The organism is Qipengyuania pacifica (assembly GCF_019857205.1).
GTDB lineage: Bacteria > Pseudomonadota > Alphaproteobacteria > Sphingomonadales > Sphingomonadaceae > Qipengyuania > Qipengyuania pacifica.
Window position 1 is genome coordinate 386,372 of record NZ_JAHWXO010000003.1, and the last position, 17,776, is coordinate 404,147.

20 protein-coding genes are annotated in these 17,776 nt (G+C 59.9%); 13 read left to right on the top strand and 7 right to left on the bottom strand.

Going from position 1 to position 17,776, the window contains the following annotated elements; genetic code table 11:
• Positions 1-33 precede the first annotated feature (33 nt).
• The gene (locus KYK83_RS07165; RefSeq protein ID WP_222827709.1) at positions 34-432 is read right to left on the bottom strand and encodes an MAPEG family protein; all 399 of its coding nucleotides are present in this window, start codon (positions 430-432) and stop codon (positions 34-36) included.
• Positions 433-673: 241 nt separating this feature from the next.
• Between KYK83_RS07165 and rpmF the strand changes: the two genes are divergently transcribed.
• The 5 genes from rpmF to KYK83_RS07190 all read left to right on the top strand — a co-directional run bounded on the left by rpmF (position 674) and on the right by KYK83_RS07190 (position 3,685).
• A complete protein-coding gene (gene rpmF, locus KYK83_RS07170) occupies positions 674-853 on the top strand; it encodes a 50S ribosomal protein L32 (protein WP_067464131.1) in 180 nt (59 codons plus the stop codon).
• A 27-nt stretch (positions 854-880) separates the two neighbouring features.
• Positions 881-1,918: a phosphate acyltransferase PlsX gene (gene plsX / locus KYK83_RS07175; RefSeq protein WP_103024810.1), complete on the top strand. Its 1,038-nt coding sequence runs from the start codon at positions 881-883 to the stop codon at positions 1,916-1,918.
• Positions 1,915-2,880: a beta-ketoacyl-ACP synthase III gene (locus tag KYK83_RS07180; protein WP_346729431.1), complete on the top strand. Its 966-nt coding sequence runs from the start codon at positions 1,915-1,917 to the stop codon at positions 2,878-2,880. Before plsX ends, KYK83_RS07180 begins: the two co-directional genes overlap by 4 nt.
• A 129-nt stretch (positions 2,881-3,009) precedes the next feature.
• A complete protein-coding gene (locus KYK83_RS07185) occupies positions 3,010-3,306 on the top strand; it encodes an integration host factor subunit alpha (RefSeq protein ID WP_103024935.1) in 297 nt (98 codons plus the stop codon).
• A 10-nt stretch (positions 3,307-3,316) separates the two neighbouring features.
• Complete coding sequence (locus KYK83_RS07190; RefSeq protein WP_222827710.1) at positions 3,317-3,685, top strand: MerR family transcriptional regulator; 369 nt, start codon at positions 3,317-3,319, stop codon at positions 3,683-3,685.
• Between the two features lie 10 nt (positions 3,686-3,695).
• Here the strand turns inward: KYK83_RS07190 and KYK83_RS07195 are convergent, their stop codons facing one another.
• Positions 3,696-3,860, bottom strand: a complete 165-nt coding sequence (locus KYK83_RS07195) for a hypothetical protein (protein WP_222827711.1) — start codon at positions 3,858-3,860, stop codon at positions 3,696-3,698.
• Between the two features lie 160 nt (positions 3,861-4,020).
• Between KYK83_RS07195 and KYK83_RS07200 the strand changes: the two genes are divergently transcribed.
• A complete protein-coding gene (locus KYK83_RS07200) occupies positions 4,021-4,287 on the top strand; it encodes a hypothetical protein (protein ID WP_222827712.1) in 267 nt (88 codons plus the stop codon).
• Positions 4,288-4,563: 276 nt separating this feature from the next.
• On the opposite strand, the gene KYK83_RS07205 is transcribed toward KYK83_RS07200, so the two are convergent.
• Positions 4,564-5,064, bottom strand: a complete 501-nt coding sequence (locus KYK83_RS07205; RefSeq protein ID WP_346729432.1) for a nucleotidyltransferase family protein — start codon at positions 5,062-5,064, stop codon at positions 4,564-4,566.
• A 231-nt stretch (positions 5,065-5,295) separates the two neighbouring features.
• On the opposite strand from KYK83_RS07205, the gene KYK83_RS07210 reads away from it, so the two are divergent.
• Complete coding sequence (locus tag KYK83_RS07210) at positions 5,296-5,928, top strand: tyrosine-type recombinase/integrase (protein WP_222827713.1); 633 nt, start codon at positions 5,296-5,298, stop codon at positions 5,926-5,928.
• A 616-nt stretch (positions 5,929-6,544) separates the two neighbouring features.
• Positions 6,545-7,195 carry a hypothetical protein gene (locus KYK83_RS07215; RefSeq protein WP_222827714.1) on the top strand — a complete coding sequence of 217 codons (651 nt, stop codon included), beginning with the start codon at positions 6,545-6,547 and terminating at the stop codon, positions 7,193-7,195.
• 435 nt (positions 7,196-7,630) lie between these two features.
• Here KYK83_RS07215 and KYK83_RS07220 read toward each other — a convergent pair whose 3' ends face one another.
• Positions 7,631-8,059: a hypothetical protein gene (locus KYK83_RS07220; protein WP_222827715.1), complete on the bottom strand. Its 429-nt coding sequence runs from the start codon at positions 8,057-8,059 to the stop codon at positions 7,631-7,633.
• A gap of 546 nt (positions 8,060-8,605) precedes the next feature.
• Complete coding sequence (locus KYK83_RS07225) at positions 8,606-9,694, bottom strand: DUF5694 domain-containing protein (RefSeq protein WP_222827716.1); 1,089 nt, start codon at positions 9,692-9,694, stop codon at positions 8,606-8,608.
• Positions 9,695-10,040: 346 nt separating this feature from the next.
• On the opposite strand from KYK83_RS07225, the gene KYK83_RS07230 reads away from it, so the two are divergent.
• Genes KYK83_RS07230 through KYK83_RS07250 form a run of 5 tightly spaced genes read left to right on the top strand, consistent with a single transcriptional unit; the run spans position 10,041 to position 15,043 of the window.
• Positions 10,041-10,982: a hypothetical protein gene (locus KYK83_RS07230; protein WP_222827717.1), complete on the top strand. Its 942-nt coding sequence runs from the start codon at positions 10,041-10,043 to the stop codon at positions 10,980-10,982.
• Positions 10,979-11,851, top strand: a complete 873-nt coding sequence (locus tag KYK83_RS07235; RefSeq protein ID WP_222827718.1) for a HesA/MoeB/ThiF family protein — start codon at positions 10,979-10,981, stop codon at positions 11,849-11,851. Before KYK83_RS07230 ends, KYK83_RS07235 begins: the two co-directional genes overlap by 4 nt.
• A complete protein-coding gene (locus tag KYK83_RS07240; RefSeq protein ID WP_222827719.1) occupies positions 11,848-12,984 on the top strand; it encodes a hypothetical protein in 1,137 nt (378 codons plus the stop codon). Before KYK83_RS07235 ends, KYK83_RS07240 begins: the two co-directional genes overlap by 4 nt.
• Entirely contained in the window at positions 12,981-14,072 is a 1,092-nt protein-coding gene (locus tag KYK83_RS07245; RefSeq protein WP_222827720.1) for a GNAT family N-acetyltransferase, read from the top strand. The genes KYK83_RS07240 and KYK83_RS07245 overlap by 4 nt, the downstream gene beginning before the upstream one ends.
• Complete coding sequence (locus tag KYK83_RS07250) at positions 14,069-15,043, top strand: nitroreductase family protein (protein WP_222827721.1); 975 nt, start codon at positions 14,069-14,071, stop codon at positions 15,041-15,043. Before KYK83_RS07245 ends, KYK83_RS07250 begins: the two co-directional genes overlap by 4 nt.
• Here the strand turns inward: KYK83_RS07250 and KYK83_RS17535 are convergent.
• Entirely contained in the window at positions 15,040-16,410 is a 1,371-nt protein-coding gene (locus tag KYK83_RS17535; protein WP_222827722.1) for a c-type cytochrome, read from the bottom strand. The genes KYK83_RS07250 and KYK83_RS17535 overlap by 4 nt on opposite strands.
• A gap of 502 nt (positions 16,411-16,912) precedes the next feature.
• Positions 16,913-17,692, bottom strand: coding sequence for an alpha/beta fold hydrolase (locus KYK83_RS07260; RefSeq protein ID WP_222827723.1), 780 nt, complete (start codon positions 17,690-17,692; stop codon positions 16,913-16,915).
• Between the last annotated feature and the right edge of the window lie 84 nt (positions 17,693-17,776).

The window sequence follows — 17,776 nt, forward strand, 5'->3', positions numbered from 1 at the left end:
CCGGGCCGGGACGCGTGTCCCGGCCTGCACAATCTACATCACGCCAAGCACGATCACCACGGCCACCGCCGCCAGCCCGAGCTGTGTGAGCATCGTCACGATCGTCCCGATGGAGCGACCTTTGCCCAGCGTCCCGCCGTCCATTCCGAAACCGTGGGCGACACGGCCAAGCATGTAGATGGCAACCACCCAGGCCAGCCAGGGATTCCCGCGGCCCGCCAGCTCTATGCCCGCTACCAGCACCAGTACGAAGGCCGTATTCTCTACGAAGTTTAGCTGCGCCCGCATCCGGGCGGTCAGCGGACCGCCGTCATCGTCGCCGACGGAAATCTTCGTCGCCATGCGCATCTGGCCTACGCGAATGCTCAGCCAGAGATTTATGATTGCCGCTGCAGCAGCCGCGGTCAGTGTAACCGGCAGGATAACGCCCATGCTTGTCCTTCCCTTGCGATCTCTCCACCGGAGACCCATCTGAGTGCTAGGGTGATGGTTCGCGCCGCGCAATGCCGATCAGGCAGCGAGACGGGTTGCATCCCCTGTGAATTTCGCTATAGCGCGCGCCTTCACCGCCACGGTCGGGATATTCGGGTTCACGCGCTCTTGTGCGGTGCCGGACCATCCCCTAGGGCGGCCACCGAAATTGATTGAAATTGTTTGAGGAACAGGTGCCGCCATGGCCGTCCCCAAGAGGAAAGTATCGCCCCACCGTCGCGGCAATCGCCGTGCGCATGATTCGCTCAAGGTTGAAGCGCATCACGAGTGCTCGAACTGCGGTGAACTCAAGCGTCCGCATAATCTGTGCCCGCACTGCGGCTACTATAACGGTCGCGAAATCATCGCCGTCGGTCTTTAAGACCGTCAGCAAAGCCGGAGAATCCGCATGAGTCTGCCGCGTATCGCCGTTGATGCGATGGGCGGTGATGAAGGCGTGCGCGTCATGGTCGAAGGGGCTGCGCTTGCGCGGCGCCGCCATGACAAGTTCAAGTTCCTGCTGGTGGGTGACGAAACGCGGATCAAGGCCGCGCTCGAATCCCATCCCGGCATGGCTGGAGCCTCCGAGATCCTGCACAGCGACGACGTGGTCGGCGGCGACGAGCTGCCGAGCCGCGCCTTGCGCCGCGCAAAGACCACCAGCATGGGTCTGGCGGTCAATGCCGTGAAGCAGGGCGATGCCGGCGCTGCGGTCAGTGCCGGCAATACCGGCGCGCTGATGGCGATGAGCAAGCTTGCGCTGCGCACCATGCCCGGTCTTGATCGGCCGGCGCTTGCTGCGCTGCTCCCGACGCTTACCGATAATGATGTGGTCATGCTGGACCTTGGCGCCAATCGCGAATGCGATGCGCGCAATCTGGTCCAGTTCGCCATCATGGGTGCTGCCTATGCCCGCGTCGTTACGGGGCGTGAACGGCCGCGCACGCGGCTGCTCAATATCGGTACCGAAGAAACCAAGGGCACCGAAGATATCCAGGCCGCCGCCGAAGCGCTGCGCGCCGCGACCGGTCTTGCCATGGACTTCGAAGGCTATGTCGAAGCCGACAAGATCAATCGCGGCGAATGCGATGTGGTCGTGTGTGACGGTTTTTCCGGCAATATCGCCCTTAAGGCCATCGAAGGGGCGGCACGGTTCGTGACCGATCTGCTGCGCCAGGCATTCACTTCCAGCGTGCGTTCCAAGATCGGCTTCCTCGTCTCGCGCCCTGCCACCGAATTGCTGCGCCACCATCTCGATCCCAACAATCATAATGGCGCGGTCTTCCTCGGCCTCAACGGTGTGGTGGTGAAAAGCCACGGCAGCGCCAATGCCAAGGGCGTCGCCAACGCTGTCGAGGTTGCTGCCCGGCTGCTGGAGGACGACATTACCAACCGCATCAAACACGATCTTGCCGCAGTCGGCACAGAAGGATTGGCAGCCAAGTGATCCGCTCCGTAATCACGGGAACCGGCTCGGCGCTGCCGGCCAATTGCGTCAGCAATGCCGATCTTGCCGAACGTGTGGATACCAGCGACGAATGGATCGTCGAGCGGACGGGTATCCGCCAACGCTATATCGCTGCCGAAGGCGAAACCACCTCCACCCTCGCTATCGACGCATCGCGCAAGGCCCTTGCTGCGGCAGGGGTCGATGCTGACGAAATCGGCCTGATCATTCTGGCCACGGCCACGCCCGACCATACCTTTCCCGCCACGGCCACGCAGGTTCAGGCGGCGCTGGGTTGCGGCGGCGGTGTCGCTTTCGACGTCCAGGCCGTGTGCTCGGGCTTCCTTTACGCGCTGGCCACAGCCGATTCGCTCCTGCGGACCGGCATGGCGAAGAAGGCGCTGGTGATCGGGTCCGAAACCTTCAGCCGCATTCTCGACTGGGATGATCGCACGACCTGCGTACTCTTCGGCGATGGCGCGGGCGCAATCGTGCTCGAAGCGAAGGACGTGGCCGAAGACGGCCCGGGCATCCTCGCCAGCCGCCTCCATGCAGAAGGCGCGCATAAGGACATGCTCTATGTCGACGGCGGACCGTCCACCACGGGTACAGTCGGCAAGCTGCGCATGAAGGGCCGCGAAGTTTTCCGCCACGCCGTGGTCAATCTGGCGGACGTGCTGCGCGAAGTGCTCGAAGAAACCGGTATGAAGGCCGCGGACATCGATTGGGTGGTGCCGCATCAGGCCAATGCCCGCATTCTCGATGCTACGGCGCGCAAACTCGATTTGCCATCCGAAAAGGTGGTCGTCACCGTCGATCGTCACGCCAACACCTCGGCCGCATCCGTGCCACTGGCGCTCGACACGGCCGTGCAGGATGGCCGCATCAAACAGGGCGATCTCGTCATGTTCGAAGCGATGGGTGGCGGCTTCACATGGGGCGCATCGCTCGCACGTATGTAGGTGCGGCCAAAAATACGCCGAGCCGATTTGCCAGAACTGCGGCAAACCTCTATATTGCTTGGCGAAGTTTGAATTTGGGTCGCATTCTCGCTCAGGGTCGCATCTGGGGGGAAAGAAAGAATGAATATTATGCGTTCCGTAGGCACACTGACACGGGCCGACCTCGCTGAAACCATCAACCGCAAGATGGGTCTCAGCCGCGCTGAATCGCTCGACATGGTCGAAGCGATCCTGGCCAAGATTTGCGATGCTTTGTCCGATGGCGAAAACGTGAAGATCTCCGGTTTCGGCAGCTTCGTTCTGCGCGACAAGTCGGAACGGGTCGGCCGCAATCCCAAGACCGGGGTCGAAGTGCCGATCACGCCCCGCCGCGTGATGACCTTCCGCGCCAGTCAGCTCCTGAAAGAGCGGATCGCGAACGGCTGAGGATATCCGCATGGCGAGTTTCGACGACGGTAAGGACAGCGGCGCTCTGCGCACCATTGGCGAAGTCGCCAAGGCCACCGGCATCAAACCGCATGTGCTGCGTTATTGGGAACAGCAGTTCCCCACGCTCAGGCCGCTCACCCGCAGCGGCGGGCGGCGCTATTACCGGCCCGAAGATATCGAACTGGTCGAACGCATCGAGCGCCTCGTCAATCGCGAAGGCTACACGCTGAAAGGCGCGAAAGCCGCCTTGCGCGGCGCGTCCGATCAGCAGGCGGCACCGCAGGAAGCGGTAGCACCGGAAACTCCGCCAGCCGCTGACCTGCTCCGCCAGCTCGAAGCAATCCGCAACGATCTCAAGGCAGCCCTCGCGGCCTGAAACCGATTTCTCACGGCTCCGGCGCGAAGGGCGGCGATGCCGTGGTTGCCGTGCCGAGATAAAGTCGGCCCGAATAGGGGGCATCGGGATCTTCTTCGATAACCAGAGATGGCTCTGGAATTGCAACGAGCACTGCCGAGAGAACGGCGGAACAAAGAAGCAAGTTGATCCACATTTTCGTCCGCTTGACCGCGAAGTGCTGTCGAGCACGCTGCCTGCTTGCCAGTCCTTGCCCGCTTCCCACCGCAGTTTGCGACGCTTTATTGTGCCAAGAGCGGAAGTGCAGTTAATGACCCCATTGCGGACAGGTTGCCCTGACGGCTAATCATACCCTGATGATCGATAAAAAGCTGCAAACGGTAAAAGTCGTATTGCATTGGGCTTGGGACCCTATCGGCGTGCGTGGGATCGAGGGAGCGCTAGACGAATACGACAGATATGCGCCTGCGGTCTTAGCGCTTCTTGATCGAGAGACAGGCGACGAGGAGGTCGGCGCCTATTTAACCTATGTGGAAACAGAACGGATGGGGCTGCCGTCGCACAAGCAAAAAAACGAGGACGTTGCTGCACTCCTGAGAAAACTGCACGCCTTGGATCAGTAGCGCGACTTGTCCGCTTCCCACCCCAAATGCAGACCTTTCGAGCGGTTGTCGCAGCGCTTAAAGGCTGACTGTCCGATAATTGAGCAAGTGCGACAAGAGCGAACAGTCAGGTAACGACCCCAAAGCGGACATGCTCCAGATGTCGGATTCGCGCCCCAATCTCGGTCGTTAGCCTAACCGCTAAGAGCTCCCGAAAGCGGTCATAGCTGCGCGTCCAAAATGATAGCCGCTTTCGCGACTGTCCGAGCGGCTCCTGAATGTCGGAGGTTGGGGTGGTTAGCCGCCTCCTGTCTCTGCACGCTTTAGGAGCGGCCACAATTCTATCCAAGCTTTGGATCGAACTCTCTCCTCAAAGATTGGCAGCTTCTCGTGAGCGAACCTCTGGGTGGGCCGAAGAAGCAAGTTGAAAAGATCGTCCAGCCCGAGTGGACAAGCAATTTCGAGTTCATCCCCTCTGACCCACCGAGCGGCGACCGCGGTCGCAGTTTCGGGCCAATATCGCATAGCGTCGGACGAAGATTGATACGACTTATCGTCGTTGCGGGAATGCATCCGAGCCTGATTCTTCACTGACCAGTCAATGGACGGAACAGCCACACGAAGTTTGTCCTCCATGTCGCGATCAAGTTTTTCATCGCAGCGATCAGGATCAAACCAGATCACATCGACATCGCCATTTGGCGGCTGCGGGGTCCGCCCGTGAAGGGCGTCCCAGACAGCGTTTCTGACGAACCCGGTCGCAATCCAGCAATCTGGCAGCTCCAAGTTCGCTACCACCTCTAACAGTCGCCATCTGACTGCATCGCGATGAAGGATGGCATCGATCTATCGCTCAAAAGCTTCGGGCATTGCTCCTGCTAACGCGCTGGCCAGTGTCGGCAATGGGGTCGTTAGCCGCACGGCAGCTCCCGGCTTCGCGTCGATTCAAACTGGACTGACCGCAAACGGCCCAAACGACGACACTCTTAGCGTTACCTCTTCGGCCAATATCGGCCGAGGAGAAGAACGATGGGATACTCACGATTTGACGCTGCCATACAGGCACGCGCCGCCTGGAATGCCGGCAAAAATGTTGGAACGAAGCGGCCGCTGACCCAAAAGCAGATATGGGCGATCCGCTTTCACCTCGATCGCGAAGGCCGGTTGAGGGACAAGGCGCTCTTCGATCTCGCCATCGACAGTAAATTACGCGGCTGCGATTTGGTGAAGATCAAGATAGGCGACGTGGTAGCTGGCCCTGATATTCGCAATCGTGCGACCGTCATTCAACAGAAGACCAGTCGACCGGTGCAGTTCGAGCTTACCTCCGACGTGCGAGCGACCTTGCTCGCATGGCTGGAGCGACGAGGTGGCTCAACGGGCGATTATCTCTTCCCAAGCAGGGTCGATCATGCCGGACACATGAGCACGCGTCAGTATGCCCGCCTTGTCGATGAATGGGTAACCGCAATTGGGCTTCGAAAGTCCGAATACGGCACGCACTCGCTTCGGCGGACCAAGGCCGCCATGATCTATCGGGCTACCGGCAACATTCGTGCGATCCAGATGTTGCTGGGTCACACGAAGATCGAGAACACGGTCCGCTATCTCGGTGTCGATGTGGAGGACGCTTTGCTTCTTGCAGAGCGCACCGAAATCTGACGTTGGGCGGTCGACCGGCGACTTCGGTCGACCGCTTCCGGGCCCTCACCTAAGACGCTCAGAAGTCCGGAATTAGGGTGGAAAGCAGTCATCGCCTCATCGCTCATTTAATGCAAATACTGCTCCCCATCATCATAGACGCAATTCCCCAATACTTGGCAGGATTAATTTGCTAAACGACTCACAAGGGGATCGGGAAAATGGCAGAATTCCAAGTCTGTTCGCTGCTCAGCTCGCTGTTTTAGGATGGTGACGCATGAATGGGCAACCTTGCTTTCTTGCTCGTTATTCACTTTCAATCGCCAGGTGCCCGCTAGCATTGGGCGGCATCAACCTTGCGCTCTCGCGGTCAGTCATCAAATTCGATCCTCTGCAGTCAGCGATGACGATCACGCGGACGTGGCAGCGTGAGGCCGCGCCTCCTCTGTAGTCTGTTCGCAATCTGCATCGTCCAACTCGGACTTACTTCGCGCCGCGATGATGCACAGATCGCAAACGATAATGTGGCTAGTATGGTAGCGGCATGATGGCACGCGGTTGGGCTCTGGGATTACTTGCATGCGGACTAGTGGGCGGATGTGATCTATTCTATCCCAGCGAACCCTTGCGGTATCGCATGACTGTCACCGTCGACACGCCGGACGGGACGCGTAGTGGCTCAAGTGTTTTAGAATCCACCATTACGGCCGGAACGCGTTTCGGGGACGCCAGCGGCATTCGATACCGCATGGAGGGCGAGGCAGTTACCGTGCCGCTTCCAAATGGCAAAGTCTTATTTGTGTTGTTGCGATCGCAGGACATCGGGGATCCCGCAAGTTATCACGCCAATCTAATGCAGGTTGCTGCGTGTCGTAACGGGCACCCTTCCGAAACGCCTCCACCCTCAATATGTGAAGGCGGCAACTGGCAAGAATTTCGGAACTGGGCTCGCAACGAACAACTGTCTGTTGAGCTAGATCATTCAATATACCCGATGGTGGTTACATTTGGTGATATAGAAAACCCTAGCACGGTTGAGTCGGTCAACCCGAATAATCTAGAAGCAGAAATGGGTTATGATTACAGAATAAAAATTATAGACCTACAAATTACCAAAAACCCGTTGCAGCATAGTATTAATCGACTTTTTCCTAATCGATTCTGGAAGACTTGGGCTGGTGAAAATCGTAAAAATATTGCGCAAGGCGATGCGATGAAAAATCCATATTTTAAATCGTTAATGGGCACTCTTAACCGCGGCGATTTTATTTCGGAGAAGCGGCAATGAACGCCGACCTACTTCTCACACTATCTTAATAGATTGATCTTTCAATCAAGCACTGACGGAACTCGCTAGGCTCAAAATCAAAAGCGGCCTAAAAACGGTAAATCCGGCTGACGTTTCGTTCGAAGTTTTCGCTGCGAACATGCGTGAAAATCTCGATGACGAGACATGGGCGGAAAAACGCTAACGCTACAGGCATTGATCCAGTTCGCTGGATGTCCGCAAAGGGGTCGCTAGCTGACTGTCGGCATTTCTGGGTGCAATTTCCAAAGCGGACGGACCGCTACCGAGCTACAAGTCGGCATTGATACTTAGTTAACGGGACGACCTTCCATAGGGCATGCGGAGGTCGACACCCGAAACAGCAATGAGGAGGCATTGAAGGGTTAGATCAAATACCGGTTGTTGAGATTGTACTACTCCGTCCGCGCTGATCGATTACAAGCCATGGGCTCTGATGAAAGACGATGGGCAAGCTGAAACACCTCTTGGTTCGACGTTTTGTCCGATCTTTCCAAGGCCCTCAAACCGCAGTGTAGCATTGACCGTTTGGGGAATTCGATCAGCGATGCCGGCAATATCAACCTGTGATTGAGGCCAGAATCCCGCAATATTGAGAACGTTTTGCGCGGTGAGAGACTTGCGCGAAGGTATGAAGAAATTGACACGGGTGGCAATAAACGCCCAACCACTTTCTTTCGGAAAGTAACAGATCGGTAAGGCCTTCCGAAGCGGGCGTATTAGCAGGCTGCGTGATATGCCGACATCATCGTAGAAGCGTTTTTCTTGTTCAGCCAGCGTATTTTTCTGCCAGCTTCGGCCGACCTGAATTTGCCAACAGCAGTTCGCGCGCAGTAGCGGTGCCATGAAAACCCACGAGAGCGTGTTTCTCGACTAGCTTTCGCGATGCTGGTGCGAATACGAAGTGGGCGCACGCTGACAGACAATAATCTCGCACCACCACCTCAACCTGGCGAGCGATAAGAAAGCGCCCGAGTGCGATACCAGCGTCAATATCCCCCCCTTGGCTAGTGATCACGAGGCGACGTGCGCCACTAGGCCAATTATTGATAAGCGAATTGACGGACTCACGGGAGATCGGGCCACTAAAAAGCTGCGTCTTGGGTAGTTTTTCACTCGGTGAAGCCCTTGACCCGCACGCAGCAAGGAAAACGAAGCTACAAAGAAATGCCCAAACGGCTTGCCGCGCCATATTCAAATCTTACCTTGGGTGATCAGATGAAATAGAGTGCATGCTCACATATGGCAGTAGTGACGTCCATTTAGCTTTGAGAAATGCCTGCTTTCTCTAGTTCAGCAAAGGGGGCGTTCATTCAATGTCCGCTTTGGGCGTTGCCACGACCAATAGCGGACCACGCTGGACCGGCCAACAAGCCACCGCTGGCAGCGAGGTTAGTCAGTATTGCCTTCGAGCAGCGGCATGACATCGACCAACTCTGCGTCGCGCATTTGCTTTAGATAAGCTTCGTAATACCCTTTATGAGAGGCTCCCACGATGGCCAACATTCTGGTACCTGCCTGCCGGCCGAGAACTTCTCTCATATTGGCGACCATCCTGAGATTACGTGTCTCCCAATACGCGACGTAGTGCCGACCGTATCTTTCCGGTGAAGGATCCGCGAGAGCCGCACCAAAATCAGACTGATATTTCACCACGGCGAAGGACGGCGTGTTGTAGGCGCGATACATCGCAAGCAATCCACCTGGACGATCTAAACCAGCTACCAGCGTATCGGCCTCGTCCGATTGCGATTTGGTGGCGGGATTGTCCCAGGCAGCCATGATTGCCGCACCGAACGCCTCCTCATCCTCTAGTTCGCCCATATATGTTGATTGGTCGTCGACACTCCAAAGCCGATCAAGCCCAGCTTTTGCTGCAACTTGCGCAGCGACCGAATAGGTTTCACTTTTTCGGGCAGCGGTGTGCTGGAGCAAGGAGACAAGCTCCTCATTCAAGATGCCGTCGATGTGTCTTTCTGCCTCTGGTAACCGCAGCCACTGCACAACTGCTGACCCCGGTTCACCGGCTGCGAGAAATACCGCTGCTAGTTCTCGGCGAATTTCGGGTGTCGGATTCTCTTCAATCTGGGCAAGCAGAGTTTCTGCTTTGAGGTTGGCCGCTGGGACATCTAGACCAGTCGCATCCTCGGCAGCAGACGGATCAAAACAATAGCTTTCGATCGCGTCTTCGTACCGATCCGGCATGCGGCGCATCTTGTCACATAGCAGGCCCGAGTTGTTCTCGATGGCAATCGCTGTCGGTTTCCAATCCACCAGGCGCTCTACGAGGGGTGTTACCATCTCGACGCTGAACTTTTCTGGCAATTGCGAGAGGTGCGGCGTGCCCAGCACCATGACTTCGTTAGCTGGTCCAGCGCTTCGGTCGTCGAGCTTACCGGGATCGAATACAGGGGCATAGTCTTGAGCCACGGTCGGGTAAGCTCCAGCAAGAATGAGCAGAAACGAGAACGCAAACTTCATCACAACCGCCCTATGCGAATAACACACCATGTGTGCAGTTATTGGGTTCGCCCGTCAACAGTAAGCTGAACAAACGCTCGTCGCGTAAGCTGCCAGCAGTCGGCCCCCGTCAGGCCCGCCTGAAAAGCGCCCTCTTATCGGACGTTGCAGACACCACGCCCATTTCCAGAAGGCGGACATTTTCTTCAGTCATTCGGGTATGAATAATGAAGTCGCCAGCTTCCAATTTCGACCAGCGGCTCAAAGCCAAATGCACTCGAATTTCGGTTTAGAATTCGCCCTTAGCTTCCCGTTTATGTTTCTGTATTAGTCGTAAGATTCACGGCCGCGAGCGGGGGCAGAAGGCGTGTTCTACATCTTGAAGGCGATGCAGGGGGACGTGCTGTCCACTTCCTTCAATGCCAGTCGCGAATTCCGAGTGCGCATTGTCGAACGACCGGGCCTGACGCTTGCTCCCGACGATCTTCGCGCGTTGCAAGACGGGTGCGAGACTGTGGTAAGGGCGTGCCTCAAAGGGGAAAGCCTCGAATACGGCCTGTTCGCCGAAGGCAACAATGCTTGGGATCGCAGCGTCATTACGCTGGTCACCCGCCGCAGCGATGGTCGACCCGTGGCTTTCAACGCGATGCCGTTGCTCGATGTCCTGCACGGTGGGAACCGCGAAACGGTGCTCCATCTTGGACTGGTCATGGTCGATCCGGAGGAGCGCAGCGGCGGGCTGTCGTGGATCCTCTATGGCCTTACCTGTTTCGCATTGTTCCTGCGCCAGCGGATGCGTCCGCTTTGGATTAGCAGCGTGACCCAGGTCCCGGCGGTGGTCGGCATGGTCGCCGAGACCTTTAGTATGGTCTTTCCTGCACAGGAGAACACGCGCCAGAACTTCACGCACCAGCATCTCGCGCACCAGGTCATGCAGCATCACCGCACGGCTTTCGGGGTCGGCCCGGATGCAGGCTACGAACCGGAACGACAGGTTATCATCAACGCCTACACCGGCGGTTCGGACAATTTGAAGAAGACCTTCGATCTGGCGACCAAGCACCGCAAGGATGGATACAACCAATATTGCGAGCGCGAGCTCGATTACGCCCGCGGCGATGATGTACTCCAGATCGGCGCGATCGACCTCGCCGCCGGACAGCGCTTCCTGATACGGAGCGTGCCTAAGAGCGCACTTCCCCAACTTGCTGTGCAGGCGTTTGTCCTGATGACCGGGGCCGCGCTTGCGCCGCTGGTCCAATGGCTCGATTCCTCCCGCCCGCTTGGCCGATTGAGAGCATCGCAATGACCGCGTTCACCTACGAAGAAATGACAACCCGCAATCGCGGGTTCGTGACAGCCCAAGAGCAGGAGCGACTGCGCAACAGCCGGATATTCATTCCCGGCGTCGGCGGGATGGGCGGCGCTGCCTTCATGGCGCTGGTGCGCGCGGGCGTGGGACGCTTCATCATCGCCGATATCGACAAGTTCGAGATTTCCAACCTTAACCGTCAGCTGTTTGCCCGCGCCGACACGATCGACCGGCCCAAAGCCGAATCCGCTTGCCGGCTTGCGCTCGAAATCAACCCGGAACTGGAAATCGAGGTCCTCGACCGCGAATGGACCGACAGGCTCGACCACATCCTTCCGCGCGTCGATGTGGCGATCAACGGGACGGACGATGCTGCGGCAGGTGCGCATTACTACCGCAAGTGCCGCGAGCACCGGCGCACGCTGATTGATGCCTACGCCTCGCCGTTGCCATCGGTCACTGTGGTCAAGCCGCAAGACCCGCGGCTCGAGGAGCGGCTGCGCTACCCCACACTCGGTGTCGCGTGGCAGGACATTACTGATGACATGGCGGTCGAATGCCTGATGAAGGAAATCGAATATGTGCTCGTGCATAGTTCGAGCCACAAATACGTCGATCTCGACATCGCCGGGGAAGTCGCGGCGGGCAGGCGCTCGCGCTTTAGCTTTTCGACCATGGTGACGATGGCGGGCACGCTTATGGCGGAGGAAGCGATCCGCATCGTGCTCGGGCAAAGCGGGGGAACGGACTACCGCGGCTACTTCTTCAATGCGCACGCCATGCGTGTCGAGCTACCGATCGCCGCGCCCATCGCCTTCGCCAAGCGCCTGCTGGTTCGCCGTTTCATGAAACGCATGCTCACATGACGCCCATTGCCGCCCTGCTCACCGCCATCGGCCTGCTTGCCGCGCTGGTTGCGCGGTTCGGGGTGGCCGCGGCCGCGCGGCGCGGCGGCGTGGCAGAACACTTGCGGCGGCTGTTTACCCTGATCGCCGTGCTGCTCGCCCTGCGGCTTGCCAACTTCGTGTGGACCTCGCCCGCGATAGTGGCGACGATGATGGTCTTGGCAGCTTGGATGCCGCTCGCAACGCTGCGGCTGGGCGAGGAACTGGTGCGGCGGCATGCAAATCGACCTCTCAAATTCCTCGCGCTGGGCGGGGCGATCACTTTCTCCGTTCTGGCAGCGACCTTCGGCTTGTTCTGGACGCGCGAGGCGATCCTTGCACTCGCCGCTTTCCAAGCGTTTGTCCTTGCCGGAGTCCTCATCCACCTGCTCACGCAGCGCCGAACGGTGTCGCCGAGCGAACGTCGCGCGCCCGATATGCTGGCACTAGCATTCGTGCTGGCGCTTCCTCTATTGGCGACCGATTTCGAGCGCCTGTTCCCCAGCCTCGCGTTTCGCGGGGGTGCCTTTGCCGCGCTCGTTTTCATGCTGGCCTGCTCGCGGCTGGTCACGAGTTCCGGCAGACCGTTGGCGCTTCTTGCGGACATTGCGCTGGTGGGCGGCGTTGCGGGGATCGTGGCCCTCGCGGCGCATCTCATGAAATCGACACCGCCGATGGTCCAGGTCGCATCCGCCAGCGCCGGAGCGAGCGCAACCCTGCTGATGCTGATCGAACGGTTTGCGCGGCGCGCGCCTGCGACCGGGACGATCCTGTCGCAGATCGTGAAAGGCCCGCACAACGCGCGGGCGATCCTCTCGGGCCATCCCCTGCTTGCAAGCGCAATCCCGCTCGGCAACGAAGAACTCGGAGACCTGCCCGGCGTAACGGTCGAGCAACTGGCGCAGCAGCGGATCATCGCACTCGGGACCGTTGCGGCGGAGAGCCCGCTCGGCGGCGCAGCGCGCGAGCTCCTCGGTCGCTACGGCGCATCGCACCTGCTGCGCCGGTCGCAGCAGCCCTTGCAGTTTCTCGCCATATCGGGCGGCGCGCTCGAAGAGGATGCGCTGACTTCTGAGCTCGAAATCGTCGCCCGGTTGCTGGAGAATGCGAAGTGACGCTCGAACTGCGCCAGGGCGATGTGGATGCGTTTTTCAAAGCCCCATTCAACGCCTATCCGCCTTCGCTCGGCTACGTCTCCCCCATGCTCGGCGACATCGAGAGGATGCTCGCCCCCCACAAGAACCCGTTGTGGAAGGCGGGCAATCCCCACGCCTTCTGGACCGTCCATCGCGGCGACAGGCCCGTCGGACGGATCATCGCCCATGTTCACGGTGCCTCCAACGAGCGACACGGATGGAAGCGCGCGCAGTTCGGCTTTTTCGATTGCAAAAACGATACGGAAGCCGCGTCGCTATTGCTCGGTGCGGCAGAGGATTTTGCCCGCGCTAGAGACCAGGAAGAATTGGTCGGCAATTTCAACCTTACCGCCATGCAGCAATGCGGTGTGATGACCGGTGGGTTCGACCGCCGCGTCTACACCGACATGATCGTCGGCGCGCCGTATCTTCCCGATCTGCTCGAAGTGAACGGTTTCACCCGCTTCTTCCCGATGACCACTTTCGAGGTGAATATCGCTTCCGCCCGGATCGAGGCCCGCGCGCTCGACGCGGGCGAATACGAGTTTGCCCCGATCGCCAAGCGGGTCTTTCCGCAGCGGATGGAGGAGGCGCGACAGGTGCTCAACGACGGGTTCGACGAAAATCCGATGTTCGTTCCCCTGACCGCCGAGGAATTCGATTTCCAGGCAGGCGAGATGAGCGCGATCCTCGATCCGCGTCTGTCCTCGGTCCTGTTGCACCACGGGGAGCCGGTGGGGACCGTCATCTGCACCCCAGACCTCAACGGTTTCCTCAGAGCCACCCGTTCGCGCATCGGCCTGCTGACGCCTTTTCATTTCCTGCGCTACCGTCTGCGCCGCAAGCGCGCGGTGATCATCTTCTATTCGGTCGCCCGCCGCGCACACGGGCAAGGCATCATGGGCGCGATGCTGGCGCGGACGCTCGCGGCCCTGCGGGGTGCCGGATACGAGCAATTGGGGGTGACCTGGATCGCCGACGAGAACCCAGCTAGCCTCAGGCAAATGGAAAAGCTCGGCGGAAAGCCGCTGCACCACCTTCATCTGTTTCGAAAGGGGCTTTCGTGACTTCGGATGGACTGCGCGCGCTCGTTGCAGCGGCGAGCGCATCGCCCAGTGTGCATAACGTTCAGCCCGCACGCTGGAAGATCGATGGGGATGGACTGATACTGCTGGAGGACCCGACGCGGCGGCTGATGGTCGGAGACCCCACCGGGAACGACGCAGCGCTGAGTCTGGGCGCGGTGGCCGAAGGGCTGGTACTCGCGGCGTCGAAAGCGGGCTACGCCACCCGGATCGAACGATGCGACGGCGATTTCCGCGGCCTGGGTCGCATCGCGCGATTCGTATTGTATCCTTCGCCCGATTGCGATCGCCTCACGGATGTTCTCGAGACCCGGGCATCATGGCGCGGTCCTTTTGCTCCCCCACAACCCGAGGACCGGTCGGCGGCGGAGCAACTCGCGGGCGCAGACCGGATCATCCTCACCGAAGACCTCGCAATCTCGTCGATCGCTGCGCTTTACGACCGCGCGAGCTTCGGCTTCATGGACAGGGATGGCTTCCGGGCCGAGCTGCGCGCCTGGATGCGGCTGAAGCGGCGCCATCCGCAATGGTCGCGCGATGGCCTCAATGCCGATGCGATGAAGCTTTCAAGGCTGGAAGCGTTTGCGGCGGGGCTGGTGCTGGGGCCGCTGTTCCGGCCGCTCGCCGCGCTCGGCCTTGCCCCAACACTGCTCGCCGAAAGCAAATCCTTCGCCAACGCAGCGGGCATCGCGCTGTTTCATCGCCCGGCGGACGAGGACCCGTTCGAGAGCGGGCGGCATTTTCACCGCCTCTGGCTCGAGATCGAGGCTGCGGGTTTCGGCGCCAACGTCCTCGCTGCGCTGGCCGACGATCCGACCATTTCGGCGGTGATCTGTGCGCAGCACGGAGTACCGGATGGCCACCGCCTCTTGAGCGCATTCCGCTTCGGCAGGCGCGATGGCGAAGGCTTTGCGCCCGTGCGATTGCCGCTTTCGGAAATCCTCGTCGACTAGAGAAGCTTCAGGAATTCGATCAGCGCAGCGCGTTCTGCCTCGGACAAGTCGCTCCCGAATTCATGGCCCTTGTTGCCGAGCCCCGGCTTGCTAGTATCGACCCATTGGGGCGTCGAGAACGGAACATAGCCATCGGGATAGCCGCCATCATCGGCCAGCCTCAGGCCCACCGCGTTCCAATCGAGCGCATGCCCTCCGACCGCAAAGCGCCGCGGGCGTTGGCGCGGATAGAGCAGGGCGGCGAGCGTCGGCACCGAGCTATTGTGGAGATAGGGGGCCGAAGCCCATAGGCCCGCAAGCGGCGGGGCGGCGTATCCCTCGCCGATGCTGACGCGGATCATATCGCCATAGCTTGACGCACGGACCGCCTCGGCGAGTGCGCTGTCGAAAACCTGCGCGCGCAAGCTGTCCGTGCCGACATCGCCCACCCAGTCGGGAAACGTCGCAAGCTTTGGGCGGGCGCCCGACCATTCGAATTTGCCGTGGCATGCCGCGCATTGCGTAGCGTAGATACCTGCACCCCGCCGCGCCTTCGCACGGTCGAGCTGCCCAGGGAAAGGCGGAGGGCGATAATCCGCAAGCCAGGCGAAAATCGCCCTCGCCTGCGGGATATACTCGCGCGCTTTCTCGGCGCTGACGCCCATGCTCGGCACCGTGAAGAAGCTGGTAATCGCGGCAAGTTCGGAAGGGGCGGTGGTGCCCGATGGCGTAGAATAGGCGCCATCGGCAAGCAGGCGGCTTCGCCGGTGCCTCAGCGCGAGGTCGGGGATCGAGACAAAGCCCCGGTCTTGAAAGCCGCCGCCCAAAAGCGCGGTGCCCGTTTGCAGCTTGAGCGCGGCGACCCCGTTGGTCGCACCCGGCAGCCCGTTTGGAAAAGGCAACGCCGTCTCGCGCCCCGCCAGTTCTTCCAGCCTCCCCCGTGCCAGCGGGAGCACCAGCCAGCGCAGGCTCGCGCGCTCGCGCCAATCCATTTCTGGAAACAGCGTGTCCGCCATTTCGAGCAAAGCATCGCCGTCCGAATGCTCACGCATCGCGAGGAAGATCGCCTGCGTGTAGCTTTCGAGATCGAGCGAGGTGTTGGGCATTCCGGGCACGGCGCGCGCGGGATCGGGATTGCCTTGCGCGTCGTAGGCGACGCCGGCATGACAGGAGGCGCAGCCGAGATTGGCGACCTCTACCTTGCTTCCACCGATCGGCGCGATGGTCCCATGTGTCATCCCTAGCGGCTTCGACGTCACCTCGATTGTGATTGTGCCAGGCAGCCCTTCGGCTGTGTTCGGATAGAGAAAGCCGAAGCGTCGCAAGACCGTGCGGAGCGTGTCGAGCGTTGGTTCGGCCCTTGGATCGTGCTTGCGTTCGCTGAGCACCAAGGCCGCCGCTGCGAGTTTCCAAGAAATCGCGTTGCTCTCGAGCGCATGTTGCGAGATCCCTCCGAAGCTCTCCCCTACAAAGGCTGCTGCGCCCCGTTCTTGAGCGCTCGCCCCAGTTCCTAAGTATGGGATCGACTCCGACGCAACTTCGCGCTGAGCCCCGACGATCGCAAAAGAGAACGTCAGTAAGGCACAAACAAGCAGCGCGAGACCGAGCTTAGGAATCTTGGCTGCGAGTCTTTTTAAAATTTTCAGCATCTCCGCCAAGCTCTCGCGGGGCACTCGCCTCCGTCCGGGCATAAACCCGTATAATGTGAACAATCGACGCGCGTATAGCAACGCTGTCATATCGGCAGGGCCTTGAAAGGTCGCTTTCTGGGCTCGAATTCACCATTAGCCGCCAGTCCGGTTCCGGCCCAACAAAGGACTTTGCAATGGGGCCAGCCCCTGCATAGGCCCTCATTTTGCTAATTACCCAGTGGCAGTATTATTTCGATTCCTAGATGCTCGTTGCATCCAGTATCACGCGAACAGTTTCCTCTGGCCGATCCCACATCGGGAAGTGTCCGCTACGCTCGAACCAGTGCAGCGTCGCTCCAGGGAAAGCCTTGATCGCACGATCCGCCTGTTGCGGAAGACACAGCCGATCCTTGCGTCCCCAGCCTATGACAACAGGCGCAGCCGTCGCCGCAGGGCCCTCCTGCATCGCGCCGTTGGCGAGATCCTTCACAAGCGAATTGACGGTGCGCGTGTCAGCCAACGACTTCAATTCGCGCGCGACGAATGCCCCGTCGAGCGCCCACGGCTTTGCAGAGAGCTGCGCCAAAAGCGCGGTCCGGCCTGCGACATTTCCGGTGATGGCAGAAAGCGCCGGTCGCAGTGCGCGAACCAGAGCAACCGATGGCATTAAGGTGGCTTTGAAGAAGGTGCGCTCCCACCCTTGCCAGAAGCCGCCCGGATCGAGTGCGACAACCGCGCCCGCTTGGCCGCGCCGCGCCATCTCGAGCACCAGGCGAGCCCCCAGCGAGCTGCCAACCATATCAATACCTGTGAGGTTCTCCGCGCCGAGCCAGTTGTCCAGACTGCGCGCAAGTCCGTCAAACGTGCCGCTGTCGGCCTCGTCGGGTGTTTGCCCATGGCCGGGCAGGTCTATGGCAATTACCTCCCTGACTTGAGAAAGCGCAGGCGAGATCGTGTCCCACGAGCCGCAGGTCGCCCCCAGTCCGTGGACAAGGAGGAGGGGTTTTCCGCGCCCCGTGCGCGTGTAGTGTATGGTCATGTAACGGCAACGTCTCGCACCGACTTATGGGCCCGTAGATGTCCATATTGCCGAATGTGAGGCCAAGAGCGGACGGTCCGCTTC

Excerpts from the sequence above, each read along its gene's own strand:
- KYK83_RS07165 (WP_222827709.1), bottom strand. The coding sequence starts at position 432 with ATGGGCGTTATCCTGCCGGTTACACTGACCGCGGCTGCTGCAGCGGCA.
- rpmF (WP_067464131.1), top strand. The coding sequence starts at position 674 with ATGGCCGTCCCCAAGAGGAAAGTATCGCCCCACCGTCGCGGCAATCGC.
- plsX (WP_103024810.1), top strand. The coding sequence starts at position 881 with ATGAGTCTGCCGCGTATCGCCGTTGATGCGATGGGCGGTGATGAAGGC.
- KYK83_RS07185 (WP_103024935.1), top strand. The coding sequence starts at position 3,010 with ATGCGTTCCGTAGGCACACTGACACGGGCCGACCTCGCTGAAACCATC.
- KYK83_RS07190 (WP_222827710.1), top strand. The coding sequence starts at position 3,317 with ATGGCGAGTTTCGACGACGGTAAGGACAGCGGCGCTCTGCGCACCATT.
- KYK83_RS07195 (WP_222827711.1), bottom strand. The coding sequence starts at position 3,860 with ATGTGGATCAACTTGCTTCTTTGTTCCGCCGTTCTCTCGGCAGTGCTC.
- KYK83_RS07200 (WP_222827712.1), top strand. The coding sequence starts at position 4,021 with ATGATCGATAAAAAGCTGCAAACGGTAAAAGTCGTATTGCATTGGGCT.
- KYK83_RS07210 (WP_222827713.1), top strand. The coding sequence starts at position 5,296 with ATGGGATACTCACGATTTGACGCTGCCATACAGGCACGCGCCGCCTGG.
- KYK83_RS07215 (WP_222827714.1), top strand. The coding sequence starts at position 6,545 with ATGACTGTCACCGTCGACACGCCGGACGGGACGCGTAGTGGCTCAAGT.
- KYK83_RS07220 (WP_222827715.1), bottom strand. The coding sequence starts at position 8,059 with ATGGCACCGCTACTGCGCGCGAACTGCTGTTGGCAAATTCAGGTCGGC.
- KYK83_RS07225 (WP_222827716.1), bottom strand. The coding sequence starts at position 9,694 with ATGAAGTTTGCGTTCTCGTTTCTGCTCATTCTTGCTGGAGCTTACCCG.
- KYK83_RS07235 (WP_222827718.1), top strand. The coding sequence starts at position 10,979 with ATGACCGCGTTCACCTACGAAGAAATGACAACCCGCAATCGCGGGTTC.
- KYK83_RS07240 (WP_222827719.1), top strand. The coding sequence starts at position 11,848 with ATGACGCCCATTGCCGCCCTGCTCACCGCCATCGGCCTGCTTGCCGCG.
- KYK83_RS07260 (WP_222827723.1), bottom strand. The coding sequence starts at position 17,692 with ATGACCATACACTACACGCGCACGGGGCGCGGAAAACCCCTCCTCCTT.